This window comes from Rhodococcoides fascians A25f (assembly GCF_000760935.2).
Classification (GTDB): Bacteria; Actinomycetota; Actinomycetes; order Mycobacteriales; family Mycobacteriaceae; genus Rhodococcoides.
Genome location: NZ_CP049744.1, coordinates 2,897,573 through 2,913,303 on the forward strand (window position 1 = coordinate 2,897,573; position 15,731 = coordinate 2,913,303).

The following is a 15,731-nucleotide window of genomic DNA, read 5'->3' on the forward strand; positions in this document are numbered from 1 at the left end:
ACCTTCAGCAGCGGCGAGCAGCGGTTTGCCCTGCGTTCATGTCTTGACAGTGCCGTCTGCGCTGGTCGAGTCCAGCTCGGAGTACACGTCCAGCGCAGAACGTGCGCGTTCGCGGACGGAGTTCACCAAGGATTCAGGTGAAAGTACCGTGACGCCGCCGCCGAACCCGAGTGTCAGACGGGTCATCCACTGCAGAGTTGCAAATCGCATCGTCACCTCGATCGATCCGTCGGAATCGGCTGCGACCTGTGTCATCGGGTAGTAGTCCAGAATCCAGGTGTAGGTGGGCGACACCTTCAGTCGCGCCTGCGACAGTGAGGGATCGTCGTTGAAGATCTCGAAGGCGTCCTCGTCCTGAACCGACTCCGGCGGTGCAGCGGGCTCGTTCCGTTCGACAGCCGAGTCGATGCGGTCGAACCGGAAGAGCCGCACGCCTTCGGCTCCTCGGCACCACGCCTGCAGATAGCTGTTGTCGTCGACCACGACCGTCCTGATCGGGTCGACAGTTCGTTCGGTGACGACGTCTCGCGACGCAGAATAATAGGTCAGGTCGAGTGCGTGTCGGTTTCGCAAAGCAGACCGGACAGTGCTCGAGACCGCCCCCTCTTCGGTGCCGACGCTGTCGTGATCGGACGAGAGTGGCACGTTGGCCGCCGCCGAGCCCGCCGCAGTTTCGATCTTCGCGATCGCTCGCTGCGCGGCGGACGGATCGACCATGCCGGGCATCGACGTCAGCGATCGGAGCGCGACCAACAGGGCCGTGGCCTCGGTCGACGTCAGGCGCAGTGGACGATCGATCCCCGCGGAGAACGTCACGTCGATGCTCTCCTCGGAGAACGAGAGATCGATGAGGTCACCCGGGCCGTAGCCGGGTAGACCGCACATCCAGAGTTGGTTGAGATCGGCCATCAGCGTTGCCGTCGACACACCCAGCTCGCGCGCGGCCTCTTCGGCGCTCAACCCCGGATTCGCCATGAAGAACGGCACCATGTTGAGGAGCCTGGCCAAGCGGACCGACAGACGCGCGCTCATCGCTCGTTCTCCACGTCGGCTGCCGTCTGAAGAGTCGAGATCACATCGGCCCGCAATTCCGCGGGTTCGAGCACCACCGCATCAGCCCCGTGGCCCGCGATCAACCGCGAGATCCAATCCCAGGACCGCACGGGAACCTCGACGACCGTGCCGCTCCGGGCGCCCAGACTCTGCGCTCCCACGATCGTTCCCATTCGACGCAGCTCCAATGCCCTGCCATCGTGCAACCACACTCGTGCTGTGCCCGACACCGAGGACGTCCCTGCGACGCGACGGACGATGTCCTGCAGGTCGATACCGTCGGGTTTGCGGACACTCTGCGGCGAGCCGAACGATTTGACCTCGTCACCGATGCGGGAGAGGCGGAAGGTTCGGGTGTCGTCCCGGTCCACGTCGTGTCCCACCAGGTACCAGCGGCCGCGGAACGTCACGACACCCCACGGCTGGACGGTTCTGGTGGTGAACGGATCCGTCAACGACGGTCGGTGCTCGAACCGCACCGATTTACCCTCGTCGATGGCGGCCAGCAGCGCACCGAGTGCAGGCTCGGAGCCCCTGGTCCGTGCGGGAACCGCGGTCACCGCCGCCGCGGACTCGTTCTGGTCGACCTGAATACCCGCGGCGCGAAGTTTGAGAAGCGCACTCTGGGCGGCCGACGTGAGCTCGGGCGATTCCCAGAGTTTGACGGCGACAGCGACGGCGGCCGACTCCTCGCTGGTGAGGTCGATGTCGGGTAGCTCGTACGCGTCGCGATTGATGCGGTAGCCCTCGACGCCGCCGAACCTGGTTGCGGCTCCGGTTTCCAAGGGCACGCCGAGGTCACGGAGTTCGTTCTTGTCCCGCTCGAACATTCGACTGAAAGCTTCGTGGCTGGACGAGTCGTCGTATCCGGCCACGCTGTCACGGATCCACTCCGCGGTGAGGAACTGACGCGTCGACAGCAGGCAGATGACAAGATTCATCAGGCGTTCGACTTTGGTGGTGGCCACGACTGTCGAGCCTAGTTGCTCTGCTGGTGCAGGAGCGGTAGCGACCCGAGCTGCCGTATATCCACCGGGCCTACATCGACGCGATCAGTCTCTCCACTCGCTCGTCGACCGAACGGAACGGGTCCTTGCACAACACGGTTCGCTGCGCCTGGTCGTTGAGCTTGAGGTGCACCCAATCGACGGTGAAGTCGCGACCCGCCTCCTGCGCGGCGGTGATGAACTCACCTCGCAGTTTGGCCCGCGTGGTCTGCGGAGGGAGGTCGACCGCTTCGTCGATCTGCTCGTCCTCGGTGACTCGCTTGGCCAAGCCCTTGCGCTGGAGCAGGTCGAACACTCCACGCCCGCGTTTGATGTCGTGGTAGGCCAGGTCCAGTTGAGCGATCTTCGGATCCGAGAGCTCCATCGAGTACCGATCCTGGTAACGCTGGAACAGCTTGCGCTTGATGACCCAGTCGATCTCGGTATCCACCTTCGCGAAGTCCTGCGTCTCGATGGCATCGAGGGTCCGCCCCCAGAGGTCGACCACCTGCTCCACCTGAGTGTTCGGCTCCCGCGTCTTCAGGTGTTCGACGGCCCGGGCGTAGTACTCGCGTTGGATATCGAGGGCGCTGGCCTGCCGTCCCCCCGCGAGCCTCACCGGGCGCCGTCCGGTGAGATCGTGGCTGACCTCGCGGATGGCGCGAATCGGATTGTCCAAAGCGAAGTCTCGGAAAGATACTCCTGCCTCGATCATTTCGAGGACGAGGGCCGCCGTTCCGACCTTGAGCATCGTCGAGGTCTCGGCCATATTCGAATCGCCCACGATGACGTGCAGCCTGCGGTACTTCTCGGCGTCGGCGTGGGGCTCGTCGCGAGTGTTGATGATCGGCCGCGACCGAGTAGTGGCAGAGGAGACGCCTTCCCAGATGTGCTCGGCACGCTGTGACAGGCAGAACGTGGCCGCTTTCGGCGTCTGGAGCACCTTGCCTGCGCCGCAGATCAATTGACGCGTGACCAGAAAGGGAAGCAGAACGTCCGAAATCCGAGAGAACTCCCCCGCTCGCTGCACCAGGAAGTTTTCGTGGCAGCCGTACGAGTTGCCGGCGGAGTCGGTGTTGTTCTTGAACAGGTAGATATCGCCGCCGATGCCTTCCTCGGCCAGGCGCTGCTCGGCGTCGATCAGCAGATCCTCGAGAACACGCTCGCCCGCCCGGTCGTGGGTGACCAACTGCAGCAGGCTGTCGCACTCGGCCGTCGCGTACTCGGGGTGCGAGCCGACATCGAGGTACAGGCGGGCACCGTTGCGAAGGAACACATTCGAGCTTCTCCCCCACGAGACCACCCGGCGGAACAGGTAGCGAGCCACTTCGTCCGGACTGAGGCGTCGATGTCCGTGGAAAGTACATGTGACACCGAACTCTGTCTCGATGCCCATAATTCGTCGCTGCACACTTCGACACTACAACGCAACCTGCGATTCGATGTGTCGGAGCGCCCCGATGTCGTCCGTCCGTGAAGATGCTGCCGCGCGTGCCTAGGCTGGGTGTCATGACACCCACGCGTACCTCTGTTTCGACGGCCGTTCATGCGTGGGACCTCTCGCTGGTGGCGCGAAGTGCAGCGCTACGGTCCAGTCGAGCGGATTCGGGTCTGCGCGCGCTGAGTACTGCGGCCGATCACGGCCGTCTGTGGCTCGGCGTTGCTGCCGTGCTCGTTGCCGCGGGCGGTCCTGCGCGCCGAGGGGGTGTTCGTGGACTCGTGGCGCTCGCGGGCGCGAGTGCCAGCGCCAACGGTCTGCTCAAGCCGTTGTTCCCGCGGTCTCGCCCGGAGGCCGAACTGGTCCCGGTCCTTCGTCAGGTGTTGGCACCGCCGGTGTCGTCGTCTTTCCCCTCCGGACATTCGGCCTCGGCGGCGGCTTTCGTGACGGCCGTTGCCATCGAATCTCCGCTGGCAGGAATTGTTCTGGCACCCGTTGCGGCCGCGGTCTGCTACTCGCGTGTCCACGTCGGTGTGCACTGGCCCACCGACGTCATCGCGGGTGTCGCCCTCGGCTCGGCCATCGCGCTGTCCACCCGCCGGTGGTGGGCTGTGCGTTCGGAAAAGCCCGCCGATCTGGGCTCACCGGTCGACGTCCCGCCACTCGAGGGGGGACGGGGGCTGCTCGTGCTCGTCAACCCAGGGTCGGGTGATGGCTCCGAGTCGGTGCCCGAGGCGATCCGTCGCGCACTTCCCGAGGCAGATCTGTTCGTTCCGGATCCGGAACTCGATTTCAACGAGCAACTCGAACAACGAATTCGGGATACGTCTCCGCGGGCACTCGGCGTCTGCGGCGGCGACGGAACGGTGGTCAGCGTCGCCGCGTCGGCAGCGCGCAGCGGGTTGACTCTCGCCGCGTTCCCCGGTGGCACTCTCAATCACTTCGCCCGTGACACCGGCCTGACCGCCGTCGAAGACACCGCAGCAGCCATCGAGGCGGGCACGGCCGAACTGGTCGATATTGCCCAGGTGGCCATCGACGGCCGCAGCGTGTCGTTCGTCAACACCGCTACCTTCGGCGGATATCCCGACTCGGTGCGGTTACGTCAGAAGCTCCAGAGCCGAATCGGCAAATGGCCTGCGGCAGCCGTAGCAATGACGAGGGTACTGGCCGCCGCGGAGCCGCTGAACATCGAACTCGACGGCACCGGGCATTCGGTGTGGATGCTCTTCGTCGGCAACGGCAACTACGTGCCGACCGACCAGGTTCCCATGTCGCGCAGCAGCATTCACACCGGCACCCTGGACGTTCGCTTCCTTCCCTCCGAACCCAAGGCGTCGCGAACCAGATTGCTGTGGGCGACGGTGACGGGCACCCTGGGCTCCTCACCGGCCTATGTTCGTCGAGCAGTGAAGCAGCTGACGGTGGAGGTGGAAGGCGCTCCCGTTGCACTCGCCGCCGACGGCGAAGTGGTGGGCGACGGAACGTGGTTCGAGTTCACCAGCGACAAGAACGGCCTCGCGCTCTACCGGAAGCGGTAGGGCACGAGGCCGTCCGGGCGCGATCGGCGAACCAGCTACGAGGGACCCACCTCGGGCACACCGTCTACGGTGTCGGTGGTGGCCTGTACGGCTGATGCCGAGGCCGGCAACATGTCCTCCAACGCGGCTCCGGCGATGCGTCGGAACGCGCGCCGAGGCCGACCCTGGTCCAGTACAGCCACCTCGAGCGCGGATACCTCGAGAACCTTCTTCTCGGGCTCACCACCTGCAGCGGGCGGTACCGCGGGTCCCGCGGTGAGTGCGTCCACCGCCACGCGCACCGCATCGGCCAGATCGAGGCCGGGACGGTAGGTGTCCTTCAACGCTGCCACGATGGGCTCGGTCGTTCCGCCCATGACGACGAAATCCTGTTCGTCGACGATGGACCCGTCGTAGGTGATGCGGTAGAGCTGCGTTGCGATCGGCTCGTCCTGATGCGAGACCTCCGCGACACAGATTTCAACCTCGTAGGGCTTGAGCTGCTCCGTGAAAATCGTGCCGAGCGCCTGCGCGTAAGTCTTGGCGAGCGACCTGCCGGTCACATCGCGGCGGTCGTAGGTGTACCCCTTGATGTCGGCATGCTGGATACCGGCTTTCCGGAGATTCTCGAACTCGTTGTACTTCCCCACGGCCGCGAAACCGATCCGGTCGTACAGTTCGCTCACCTTGTGCAGTGCCGTCGAGCGATTCTCGGCCACGAACAGCACACCGTCCGCGTAGGTCAAAGCGATGACGCTTCGGCCGCGGCCGATTCCCTTGCGCGCCAATTCCGAACGATCGCGCATGATCTGTTCGGCTGATGCGTAGTACGGCATTGTCATGGTGCGCTACCCCCTTCGCTCACTTGCTGACCGGACCGGGTGTGATGCTCGGTACCGCCGGTGTGCGCGGCACTCTCGGTCCGCTCGGCGAGAACCGAACGCGCTGCTGCCGACACGCGGTCGTGTGCAACGTCGTCCGCTCCGACGCTCGTGATTGCCACTGCCGTCGGATAGATCCCTCGGGTGACGTCCGGTCCGCCGGTGGCGGAGTCGTCGTCGGCTGCGTCGTACAGCGATTCGACCGCCGCGCGAAGCGCTTCGTCCTCGGTCATTCCAGGGCGATAGAGCTTCTTGAGTGCCGACTTGGCGAACAGGGATCCCGACCCCACCGCGTGATAGCCCGAGCGCTCCTCGTAGCGCCCGCCGACCACGTCGTAGGACACGATGCGCCCGGCACTGTCCGGGTCCGAGATGTCGATGTCGAACCCGACCAGCAACGGAACGGCGGCCAGTCCTTGCATTGCGGCACCGAGGTTGCTGCGCACCATCGACGACAGCTTGTTGGCCTTGCCGTTGAAGGTGAGTGGAACCCCTTCGATCTTCTCGTAGTGCTCCAGTTCGACCGCGAAGAGCCGTACGAGCTCGATCGCGATGCCTGCGGTTCCGGCAATGCCCGCAGCGGAGTACTCGTCGGTGACGTAGACCTTCTGCATGTCACGGTTGGCGATCAGATTGCCTTGGGTGGCGCGCCGATCACCGGCGATCAGGACCCCACCCGCGTAGGTGAGGGCGACGATCGTCGTCCCGTGCGGAGCGATGCCGGACTTGTCGGAGGTGCCGTTGGCAGCATGGGACGCCAGGTCCGCGGCCAGACCGCTCTCGGGCAACAGATGGGGGGCGTGCTGACGGAGGTAGTCGGAGAACGACGAACTGCTCGATCCGAGCGGGATCGTCATGCCGTCACCGGCCGACCGTGGGTCCGAACGATCCACCGTCACTGGCCGCCCTTCTGCACGTAGGCACGAACGAAGTCCTCGGCGTTCTCCTCGAGGACGTCGTCGATCTCGTCCAAGAGGTCGTCGGTCTCCTCGGCCAGCTTCTCGCGCCGTTCCTGCCCACCGGCTCCGGTGTCGCCTGGGACCTCATCGTCGTCGCCGCCGCCAGAGCGCCGTGTCTGCTCCTGTGCCATAGTCGCCGACCTCCTCCGTGTATCGAGAGAACACATCTACTGCACGTTCATCGATTCATCCGAGATGCACCGTTGTGGATGTGCAAGTGCAACCGAACGTTCCGCCGAAAGTGCACGGACCTTTACCCTACCGACAGACCGGCCGCGCGGGTCGTCGAGACACCATCGAATAGTCGGTCTGCTGTGCCGGGTTCTCAGTTGGTGAGCTGATCGACGAGCTCGGCGGCACTGTCGACGGACTCGAGCAGCGCACCGACGTGCGATTTGGTACCGCGCAGCGGTTCGAGGGTCGGGATGCGTACCAGTGAGTCGCCGCCGAGGTCGAAGATGACGGAATCCCAGCTCGCCGCGGCGATGTCGGCCCCGAATTTGCGGAGGCACTCGCCGCGGAAGTAGGCCCTCGTATCCTCCGGCGGGTTGCCGACGGCATCGAGTACCTGCTGCTCGGTGACCAGTCGATCCATCGACCCACGAGCAACCAGCCGGTTGTATAGGCCTTTGTCGAGCCGCACATCGGAGTACTGCAGGTCCACCAGATGAAGGCGCGGTGCCGACCAGCCCAGGCCCTCGCGCTGGCGGAAACCCTCCAGCAGACGCAGCTTCGCGGGCCAGTCCAGCAGGTGGGCGCATTCCATCGGATCGCGTTCGAGGAGGTCGAGCACCATGGCCCACTTGTCGAGCACGTCCAGTGCTCGTGCGTCGTCGCTCCCCTCGGCGGCCACGAATTTCGCGGCCCGCTGGTGGTAGATGCGCTGGAGCGCAAGCCCGGTGAGCTCGCGTCCGTCCGCGAGAGCCACTGCCTTGCGCAGAGTCGGATCGTGGCTGATCTGGTGGACGGCGGTCACCGGTCGAGCGAGCTGGAGATCGGACAGATCCACCCCCGCTTCGATGAGGTCGAGTACCAGCGCGGTGGTGCCCACCTTGAGGTAGGTCGACATCTCCGCGAGGTTCGCGTCGCCGATGATGCAGTGCAGTCGCCGGTACTTGTCGGCGTCCGCGTGCGGTTCGTCTCTGGTGTTGATGATTCCGCGCTTGAGTGTGGTCTCGAGGCCGACTTCCACCTCGATGTAGTCGGCCCGCTGAGAGAGCTGGAACCCGGCCTCGTCGCCGGACTGGCCGATTCCGACGCGCCCCGATCCCGTGATCACCTGCCGCGATGCGAAGAACGGCGACAGACCGGCGATGACGGCCGAGAACGGCGTCTCTCGCGACATCAAGTAGTTCTCGTGAGTGCCGTACGACGCGCCCTTGCCGTCGACGTTGTTCTTGTACAGCTGCAACCGCGGGGCTCCTGGCACGCTGGAGGCGTGGCGAGCAGCGGCCTCCATCACGCGCTCTCCGGCCTTGTCCCAGATCACCGCGTCCAACGGATCCCGTACTTCCGGGGCCGAGTATTCGGGGTGAGCGTGGTCGACGTACAGACGGGCACCGTTGGTGAGAATCATGTTGGCCGCGCCGATCTCGTCGGCGTCGATGACCGGTGCCGGGCCGCTGAAGCGTCCGAGGTCGAAGCCACGGGCGTCACGTAGCGGCGACTCGACTTCGTAATCCCAACGTGTGCGCTTGGCCCGCGGTACCCCTGCAGCGGCCGCGTAGGCCAACACTGCCTGGGTGGACGTCAGGATCGGATTGGCGGTGGGTTCGGTGGGCGAAGAAATGCCGTACTCGACCTCGATACCGATGATGCGCTGCATGAGTCGAGCCTAGACGGCACGCAGACACAGAACGGGGCGCGCCCTGTGCGGACGCGCCCCGATACTGCTCTGTGCAGGATCTACAGGTACTGGCCGGTGTTGGCCTCGGTGTCGATTGCCCGGCTCGCGCTGGCATTCTTACCGGTGACCAACGTGCGGATGTAGACGATGCGCTCGCCCTTCTTACCGGAGATTCGCGCCCAGTCGTCGGGGTTCGTGGTGTTCGGCAGATCTTCGTTCTCGGCGAACTCGTCGACGATGGAGTCGAAGAGGTGCTGAATCCTCAAACCGGCGTTGCCGGTTTCGAGAACCGACTTGATGGCGTACTTCTTCGCACGGTCCACGATGTTCTGAATCATGGCACCGGAGTTGAAGTCCTTGAAGTACAGAACTTCCTTGTCGCCGTTGGCATATGTCACCTCGAGGAAGCGGTTGTCGTCGCTCTCGGCGTACATGCGCTCGACGACCCGGTCGATCATCCCTCGGATGCAGGCCGCGCGGTCGCCACCGAACTCGGCGACATCGTCGGCATTGACCGGCAGCGAGTCGGTCAGGTACTTGGAGAAGATGTCCTGTGCCGATTCGGCGTCGGGACGCTCGATCTTGATCTTCACGTCCAGACGACCGGGCCGCAGGATCGCGGGGTCGATCATGTCCTCTCGGTTGGAGGCACCGATCACGATGACGTTCTCGAGCCCCTCCACACCGTCGATCTCGGCGAGCAGCTGCGGAACAACTGTTGTCTCGACGTCCGACGAGACACCCGAACCACGGGTACGGAAGATCGAGTCCATCTCGTCGAAGAACACGATCACCGGGGTGCCCTCGGACGCCTTCTCCCGTGCGCGCTGGAAAATCATGCGAATGTGACGCTCGGTCTCGCCGACGAACTTGTTGAGCAGTTCGGGGCCCTTGATGTTGAGGAAGAACGACTTCGCTTCCTTGGCGTCCTGCCCGCGGGCCTCGGCGATCTTCTTGGCCAACGAGTTGGCAACCGCCTTGGCGATCAACGTCTTTCCGCAGCCGGGAGGGCCGTAGAGCAGCACACCCTTGGGTGGACGCAGGGAGTACTCACGGAACAGATCCTTGTGCAGGAACGGGAGTTCAACAGCGTCGCGAATCTGCTCGATCTGTCGACCGAGACCACCGATGTCCTCGTATCCCACGTCCGGCACCTCTTCGAGGACCAGGTCCTCCACCTCGGCCTTGGGGACACGCTCGAAGGCGTAGCCGGCCTTGGTGTCGACGAGCAGGGAATCGCCGGGACGGAGTTTGCGGGACGGTTCGTCCGGGTCGATGGGGCCGTCGTCGTTGACCATGTCGATCAGCGGCTTCGCCAGCCACACGACGCGCTCCTCGTCGGCGTGACCGACGACGAGGGCCCTCGATCCGTCGCCCAGAAGCTCACGCAGAGTGCTGATCTCACCGACCTGGTCGAAGGTGCAGGCTTCGACGATGGTCAATGCCTCGTTCAGCCGCACCGTCTGGCCCGGCGCAAGCGAGTCGGCTTCGATGTTGGGCGAGCACGTGAGGCGCATCTTTCGGCCGGACGTGAACACATCGACCGTTCCGTCGTCGAACACGCTCAGCAGAACGCCGTAACCGCTCGGCGGTTGGCCGAGTCGATCGACTTCCTCGCGGAGCGCGATGAGCTGTTGTCTGGCCTCTTTGAGGGTGTCCATCAGCTTGGTGTTGCGCAGCGAGAGCGAATCGACACGGCCTTCGAGCTCGCGTACCTGTTCGGGGGACTCCCCCAGTTGACGGCGCAGTGAAGCGGCTTCGGCTCGCACGGCGTCCAGTTCGGCTCTGGCCGCGGCCACATCCGGATTGTCTGTTGAGCTCATGAGCGACTCCTCCCAGTGACGATCTATCAACGCTACCGGCACCGGCCCGAATGTGCGGACCGACACCACTATCGGGCGTGCCTGCACCATGCCTCGACGGAACCCCGACCCCGGCCGGGGTCATGTTAGCCTCACCTGACCGAACAGTGGACGGACTACGGGAACAGGGGCTCCACCAGTGAAGATGCGCATATTTTCGGCGAGCGTCGCGCTCACGGCGGCGGTGATGTCGGTGGCCGGGTGCAGCACCGCAGATGAATCCGATCACGCCGATCACAATTCGACGTCGGCGGCAGATTCTGTCGGTACGACGACCGACGTGCCTGCTGTTGCTGCACCGACCGCCGATGAACTCGAAGCCTCGCTGCTGCAGCTGGTAGCACCGGACGTCGACGCGGCGACCAAAGCCGCCGCGGTCGAGAACGGTCAGGCGCGTCTGACGAACCTCGAAACCATGACCGCCGCGCTGGCGAACTACGGCACGATCACGTTCGAGGTTGCCGAGCCGACCGTCGAGGGCGAGACGTCCACGGCCGACGTGGCGATCGCCACCCCGCGAGGGACGGCAGCGCCCTCACCGCAGACCTGGGTCCTGATCGACGGCAAGTGGAAGCTCTCCGACGCCAGCACCTGCCAGATTCTCGCGATGGGGCAAGCGCCCTGCGCCTGAAGTCCGGGCCCGACACCGCCGCGATCGATCAGCCCTTACCGGACCGACGCTGCGGCTTGGGGGTGACGGTGCCCTCGGCGAGGCGTCGAACACTCACGAGGAATGCCGTGTGCCCCTGCATACGATGCTCGGGCCGAACCGCCAGTCCCACGACGTGCCAACCCCGGACCATCGACTCCCACGAACGGGGTTCGGTCCAGCATTCCTGTGCGCGTAGGGCTTCGACGACCTTGGACAGCTGCGTCACCGTGGCGACGTAGACCAGCAGCACTCCACCGGGAACGAGAGCCTTCGATACGGCGGGCAGGGCGTCCCAGGGAGCGAGCATGTCGAGAACCACGCGATCCACCTGCTCCCCCGGGCGATCGACACCGAACTGATCCACGTCGGCCACCGTCAGGTGCCAGTTCGACGGCCGCTCGCCGAAGAACGTCTCGACGTTCTTGATCGCGTAGTCGGCGTGGTCCTGGCGGATCTCGTAGGAGATGACCGTTCCTGCCGTACCGACTGCACGGAGCAGCGAGCACGTCAGAGCGCCCGATCCGGCACCGGCCTCCAGCACGCGGGCTCCGGGGAACATGTCGCCCTCGTGGACGATCTGCGCTGCATCCTTGGGGTAGATGACCTGCGCGCCGCGCGGCATCGACAACACGTAGTCGGTCAACAGCGGCCGAAGCGCAAGGTACGGGGTGCCGTTGACGGAGGTGACGACGCTGCCCTCGTCGGCTCCCAGCAACTTGTCGTGGGTGATTCCACCTCGGTGGGTGTGGAATTCCTTGCCTGCCTCGAGCACCACCGTGTAGTGCCTGCCCTTGCCGTCGGTGAGCTGCACTCGATCTCCGACGCGGAACGGCCCACTGCGGGCGGGTCCGGTCGGAACCGGTGCGACGGAGTTCTCGTCCGCAGTCGGGACCTGGTCGAGTTCGATCTCGTCCACCGTGGCGGTGACCACATCGTCGGCACTCGGAACCGGGACATCGACGAGCGCGTCGACCTCGGGCCCGTCGGTCGACGCTGACGCGGAATCACCGGTGGACACAGCGGAACCTGCTTTCGTTGTTCGGTTCGACGATCTACCGGAGCGGGCAGGCGTCGGGGACGACTCGACGTGCCAGACTACGGCCTTGACCGAAGTTGTCGGACCAGCGGCATAGTCTCGCAGTCGTGAGTATTTCCGTGTCGACACCCATCGACTTGCCTCTACTCGACCTCGGCGACAGCGCGCGACCGCCGCTGGCGGTGCCGAGCCCCCGCAGCACGCCGGCGTTGTCGCCCTCCCGCGCAGGCGATTTCAAGCAGTGTCCTCTCCTCTACCGCTTTCGCGCGGTCGACCGCATTCCGGAGGTGTCCACCGAAGCTCAGGTCAAGGGAACTGTGGTGCATGCCGCACTGGAGGCTCTCTACGCGTTGCCTGCGCAGGACCGAGTGCCGACGACTGCGCGCGACCTGGTGGATCCGGCGTGGGAGCGAGTGGTTGCCCAGTCGCCCGCCATCGAGTCGTTGGTTCCGGCCGACGAGCGGACGGCTTTTCTCGATCGCGCTCGGGCTCTGGTCGCCGGATACTACGAACTCGAGGACCCTACTCACTTCGAGCCCGAGTCCTGCGAGCAACGGGTGGAGATCGATCTGGACGACGGCACGCCGCTTCGGGGATTCATCGATCGAATCGACGTCGCGCCCAACGGCATGATTCGCGTCGTCGACTACAAAACCGGTCGGGCACCGCGGGAGTTCACCGAGTCCAAGGCGTTGTTCCAGATGAAGTTCTACGCCTTGATGATCATGCGCATGCGCGGAGTCGTTCCGGCGCAACTGAAATTGATGTATCTGGCCGACAAGCAGGAACTGACCTACGCTCCCGACGAAGACGAGCTGCGTAGGTTCGAGCGCATGCTGTCCGCCATCTGGAAAGCGATTCTGGCTGCAGGCGAGACCGGTGACTTTCGCGCCAAGAAGGGCGCACTGTGCAAGTGGTGCGACCACCAGGCTCTGTGCCCGGAGTTCGGCGGCACTCCCCCGCCGTACCCGGGTTGGCCGCAGGCCGCATCGGAACAGACGGAGCCCGAGCTGTGACCCTCACCGCGAAGGCACTGCCGGACGCCTTCTTCGTTCCCGCCGGTGTCGGCAAGGACGGCTTCGAGATGGTTACGGCCACCGAGAACACCGTCAGTCTGTGGGCACCGACGATGCAGCACGGCGCTCCGCCGTCCGCTCTACTGGTCCGTGCACTCGAGCGCGTCGACGCTCGGGAGGACACCCGTATCAGTCGAGTCGCGGTCGACATACTCGGTCCGATTCCGGTCGCGGACATCGAGATTCGGGCATGGACGGAGCGCCCCGGGGGCAACGTCGAACTCGTTGTTGCCGAATTGTGGGCGGAAAGTTCGTCCGGCACTGCTCGGGCGGTGGCTCGCGGCAGCGCGTGGCGTATGCGCACCACACCGACGGAGGACGTCGAACACGTCGGCGACCCGGTGATGAAGCCGGTGGGGGACGCAGTCGACTACACCTTCGGGGGCACATGGTCGTCGGGCTATCTCGACGCCGTCGAGTTCAAGATTCTCACCGGGCTCGGTGCCGAAGGTCCCGGCGAGATCTGGGCCAGGCCCAAACCCGTTCTCGTGCAGGGTGAATCGATGACTCCGCTGGAGCGACTGTTCTCGATTGCGGACATCGCGAACGGAATCGGCGCGAAATTACCGATCGACGAATGGACCTTCTTGAATACCGACCTGACGGTGCACGTGTTCAGGGTGCCTCAGGGTGACTGGGTCGGAGTTTCGGCCGAGACCTCCACCGGTCCGGACGGAATCGCCATGTGTGCCGGCACTCTCAGCGACGAACTGGGTCCGATCGGCAGAATCGCGCAGACGGTTCTGGTCCGGCGTCGCAGCTGAGGGCAGCGACCGATCAGGACGTGCGCGCTGTCACGACGGTGCCCTGAGCCACCGCGACGATCCGTTCCGTGTCCCCGTCGATCGAATACACGGTGCAGTGGCAGACAGCCTGGTTTCGGGTCGACGAGACCGCGTGCGCGCGGGCGACCAAATACTCGCCGGTTGCCGGCCTCGCGAAATCGACGGTGCAGTGCGCGGTCACCGCGTCGCCGCCGAGCGCGATTCCACCGGCGAACGTCACGGCATTGTCGGCGAGATAGCTGATGACGCCGCCGTGTACGAAGCCGTGTTGCTGTCGGAGCTCGGGTCGGTTACGAAGGCGAACCTCTACGATCCCACCGTCGGTGGAGACGAGTTCTGCGCCGAGCAGTCGGGTGAACGGCTGAGCGTCGAACACCGCTCTGGCCAGTCGTGCCAGATTCTCGTCGGAGGTATCGGATGTTATGCGTCCTCCTGTTGAGCCCGCCGGATCTAGAAGGCGCGGCACGACCTGATGTCGGACGCCAGGATAGCTTTTGCCCCCAACTCGGCGAGCTCGTCCATGACGTTGTTGTGAACTTTGCGAGAAACCATGGCGCGCACGGCAACCCAGTTGTCGTCGACCATCGGCGCCAACGTGGGCGACTCGATGCCCGGGGTGATCTTGACGGCCTCGTCGAGAATCGACTTGGGGCAGTCGTAATCGAGCATCAGGTACTGCTGTGCGAAGACGACGCCCTGCACGCGGGCGATGAGCTGCTTACGCGCGGAATCGGTACCCGGGGTGCCTGCGCGTTCGATGAGTACGCCCTCCGAATCGCAAAGCGACTCACCGAAGGCCACCAGGTTGTTCTGGCGCAGTGATCGGCCCGATTCGACGACGTCGGCAATGGCGTCGGCGACCCCGAGCTGGATGGAGATCTCGACCGCGCCGTCGAGGCGGATGACCGTGGCCTCCAACCCCCGCTGGGCCAAGTCCGCGCGCACCAGATTGGGGTAAGACGTGGCGATGCGTAGTCCGCCCAAGTCCTCGGGTGCCCATTCCTTGCCCGCGGGCGCCGCGTAGCGGAACGTCGAGCGGCCGAATCCGAGCGCCAGGCGCTCTTCGACGGCAGCACCCGAATCGAGGGCCAGGTCGCGACCGGTGATGCCCAGATCCAACTGGCCGGATCCGACGTAGATCGCAATGTCCTTGGGGCGGAGGAAGAAGAACTCGACGCCGTTCGCTGGATCGAGAACCGTCAGGTCCTTCGAGTCGCTTCGGCGCCGATAGCCGGCCTCGCTGAGAATCTCTGCGGCGGACTCGGAGAGAGCGCCCTTGTTGGGTACGGCTACGCGCAGCATGGAGTTTTCCTTCTTCGGTGAGTTCGTGGGAGACGAGCGGGTCCTCGACTCACAGATGTCGGTAGACGTCCTCGAGCTCGATGCCCCTGCCCACCATCATCACCTGGACCCAGTACAACAGCTGCGAGATTTCCTCGGCGAGCGCTTCGTCGCTTTCGTGCTCGGCCGCGATCCACACTTCGCCCGCTTCTTCGAGAACCTTCTTGCCCTGAAAATGAACTCCCGCATCCAACGCTGCGACGGTGCCCGAGCCCTCCGGGCGGGTCTTCGCGCGGTCGGTGAGCTCGGCGAACAGGGAATCGAAAGTCTTCACGGATTCGTATTCTTTCACGTCG

Annotated in this window: 16 protein-coding genes; 4 read left to right on the forward strand and 12 right to left on the reverse strand. The window is 64.8% G+C overall.

The window, feature by feature from the left end:
- Positions 1-36: 36 nt before the first annotated feature.
- The 3 genes from BH93_RS13635 to pafA all read right to left on the reverse strand — a co-directional run bounded on the left by BH93_RS13635 (position 37) and on the right by pafA (position 3,450).
- Complete coding sequence (locus BH93_RS13635; protein WP_037173746.1) at positions 37-1,032, reverse strand: helix-turn-helix transcriptional regulator; 996 nt, start codon at positions 1,030-1,032, stop codon at positions 37-39.
- Positions 1,029-2,021 (reverse strand): helix-turn-helix transcriptional regulator, encoded by a 993-nt coding sequence (locus tag BH93_RS13640; protein ID WP_037173747.1) that lies wholly within the window; start codon positions 2,019-2,021, stop codon positions 1,029-1,031. Before BH93_RS13640 ends, BH93_RS13635 begins: the two co-directional genes overlap by 4 nt.
- 70 nt (positions 2,022-2,091) lie before the next feature.
- Positions 2,092-3,450: a Pup--protein ligase gene (pafA, locus tag BH93_RS13645; RefSeq protein ID WP_170944814.1), complete on the reverse strand. Its 1,359-nt coding sequence runs from the start codon at positions 3,448-3,450 to the stop codon at positions 2,092-2,094.
- Positions 3,451-3,548: 98 nt separating this feature from the next.
- Between pafA and BH93_RS13650 the strand changes: the two genes are divergently transcribed.
- Positions 3,549-5,018: a bifunctional phosphatase PAP2/diacylglycerol kinase family protein gene (locus BH93_RS13650; protein ID WP_037174261.1), complete on the forward strand. Its 1,470-nt coding sequence runs from the start codon at positions 3,549-3,551 to the stop codon at positions 5,016-5,018.
- 35 nt (positions 5,019-5,053) lie between these two features.
- On the opposite strand, the gene prcA is transcribed toward BH93_RS13650, so the two are convergent.
- The 5 genes from prcA to arc form a co-directional block, all read right to left on the reverse strand.
- The gene (gene prcA, locus BH93_RS13655; protein WP_037173748.1) at positions 5,054-5,839 is read right to left on the reverse strand and encodes a proteasome subunit alpha; all 786 of its coding nucleotides are present in this window, start codon (positions 5,837-5,839) and stop codon (positions 5,054-5,056) included.
- Positions 5,836-6,777, reverse strand: coding sequence for a proteasome subunit beta (gene prcB / locus BH93_RS13660; protein WP_037173749.1), 942 nt, complete (start codon positions 6,775-6,777; stop codon positions 5,836-5,838). The genes prcA and prcB overlap by 4 nt, the downstream gene beginning before the upstream one ends.
- Entirely contained in the window at positions 6,774-6,968 is a 195-nt protein-coding gene (locus BH93_RS13665) for a ubiquitin-like protein Pup (RefSeq protein ID WP_008716348.1), read from the reverse strand. Before BH93_RS13665 ends, prcB begins: the two co-directional genes overlap by 4 nt.
- A 194-nt stretch (positions 6,969-7,162) precedes the next feature.
- Positions 7,163-8,662 carry a depupylase/deamidase Dop gene (gene dop / locus BH93_RS13670; protein WP_032403417.1) on the reverse strand — a complete coding sequence of 500 codons (1,500 nt, stop codon included), beginning with the start codon at positions 8,660-8,662 and terminating at the stop codon, positions 7,163-7,165.
- A gap of 80 nt (positions 8,663-8,742) precedes the next feature.
- Positions 8,743-10,506 (reverse strand): proteasome ATPase, encoded by a 1,764-nt coding sequence (arc, locus tag BH93_RS13675; RefSeq protein ID WP_032403683.1) that lies wholly within the window; start codon positions 10,504-10,506, stop codon positions 8,743-8,745.
- 184 nt (positions 10,507-10,690) lie between these two features.
- Between arc and BH93_RS13680 the strand changes: the two genes are divergently transcribed.
- Positions 10,691-11,176: a hypothetical protein gene (locus BH93_RS13680; protein WP_037174264.1), complete on the forward strand. Its 486-nt coding sequence runs from the start codon at positions 10,691-10,693 to the stop codon at positions 11,174-11,176.
- 28 nt (positions 11,177-11,204) lie between these two features.
- Here the strand turns inward: BH93_RS13680 and BH93_RS13685 are convergent, their stop codons facing one another.
- Positions 11,205-12,008, reverse strand: coding sequence for a tRNA (adenine-N1)-methyltransferase (locus tag BH93_RS13685; RefSeq protein WP_242459235.1), 804 nt, complete (start codon positions 12,006-12,008; stop codon positions 11,205-11,207).
- Between the two features lie 401 nt (positions 12,009-12,409).
- Between BH93_RS13685 and BH93_RS13690 the strand changes: the two genes are divergently transcribed.
- On the forward strand, positions 12,410-13,249 hold the full coding sequence (locus BH93_RS13690; protein WP_037174269.1) for a RecB family exonuclease: 840 nt from the start codon (positions 12,410-12,412) through the stop codon (positions 13,247-13,249).
- 68 nt (positions 13,250-13,317) lie between these two features.
- Positions 13,318-14,073 (forward strand): thioesterase family protein, encoded by a 756-nt coding sequence (locus BH93_RS13695; protein WP_080739056.1) that lies wholly within the window; start codon positions 13,318-13,320, stop codon positions 14,071-14,073.
- Between the two features lie 13 nt (positions 14,074-14,086).
- Here BH93_RS13695 and BH93_RS13700 read toward each other — a convergent pair whose 3' ends face one another.
- Genes BH93_RS13700 through BH93_RS13710 form a run of 3 tightly spaced genes read right to left on the reverse strand, consistent with a single transcriptional unit; the run spans position 14,087 to position 15,709 of the window.
- The gene (locus tag BH93_RS13700; protein WP_242458981.1) at positions 14,087-14,560 is read right to left on the reverse strand and encodes a PaaI family thioesterase; all 474 of its coding nucleotides are present in this window, start codon (positions 14,558-14,560) and stop codon (positions 14,087-14,089) included.
- On the reverse strand, positions 14,545-15,396 hold the full coding sequence (hisG, locus tag BH93_RS13705) for an ATP phosphoribosyltransferase (protein WP_032377881.1): 852 nt from the start codon (positions 15,394-15,396) through the stop codon (positions 14,545-14,547). The genes BH93_RS13700 and hisG overlap by 16 nt, the downstream gene beginning before the upstream one ends.
- A 49-nt stretch (positions 15,397-15,445) precedes the next feature.
- On the reverse strand, positions 15,446-15,709 hold the full coding sequence (locus BH93_RS13710) for a phosphoribosyl-ATP diphosphatase (RefSeq protein ID WP_032378490.1): 264 nt from the start codon (positions 15,707-15,709) through the stop codon (positions 15,446-15,448).
- Positions 15,710-15,731 lie beyond the last annotated feature (22 nt).

What these genes read in the sequence shown, in the direction of transcription:
- BH93_RS13635 (WP_037173746.1), bottom strand. Translation starts at nt 1,032, where the DNA reads ATGAGCGCGCGTCTGTCGGTCCGCTTGGCCAGGCTCCTCAACATGGTG.
- BH93_RS13650 (WP_037174261.1), top strand. Translation starts at nt 3,549, where the DNA reads ATGACACCCACGCGTACCTCTGTTTCGACGGCCGTTCATGCGTGGGAC.
- prcA (WP_037173748.1), bottom strand. Translation starts at nt 5,839, where the DNA reads ATGACAATGCCGTACTACGCATCAGCCGAACAGATCATGCGCGATCGT.
- BH93_RS13665 (WP_008716348.1), bottom strand. Translation starts at nt 6,968, where the DNA reads ATGGCACAGGAGCAGACACGGCGCTCTGGCGGCGGCGACGACGATGAG.
- dop (WP_032403417.1), bottom strand. Translation starts at nt 8,662, where the DNA reads ATGCAGCGCATCATCGGTATCGAGGTCGAGTACGGCATTTCTTCGCCC.
- arc (WP_032403683.1), bottom strand. Translation starts at nt 10,506, where the DNA reads ATGAGCTCAACAGACAATCCGGATGTGGCCGCGGCCAGAGCCGAACTG.
- BH93_RS13680 (WP_037174264.1), top strand. Translation starts at nt 10,691, where the DNA reads ATGCGCATATTTTCGGCGAGCGTCGCGCTCACGGCGGCGGTGATGTCG.
- BH93_RS13695 (WP_080739056.1), top strand. Translation starts at nt 13,318, where the DNA reads ATGGTTACGGCCACCGAGAACACCGTCAGTCTGTGGGCACCGACGATG.
- hisG (WP_032377881.1), bottom strand. Translation starts at nt 15,396, where the DNA reads ATGCTGCGCGTAGCCGTACCCAACAAGGGCGCTCTCTCCGAGTCCGCC.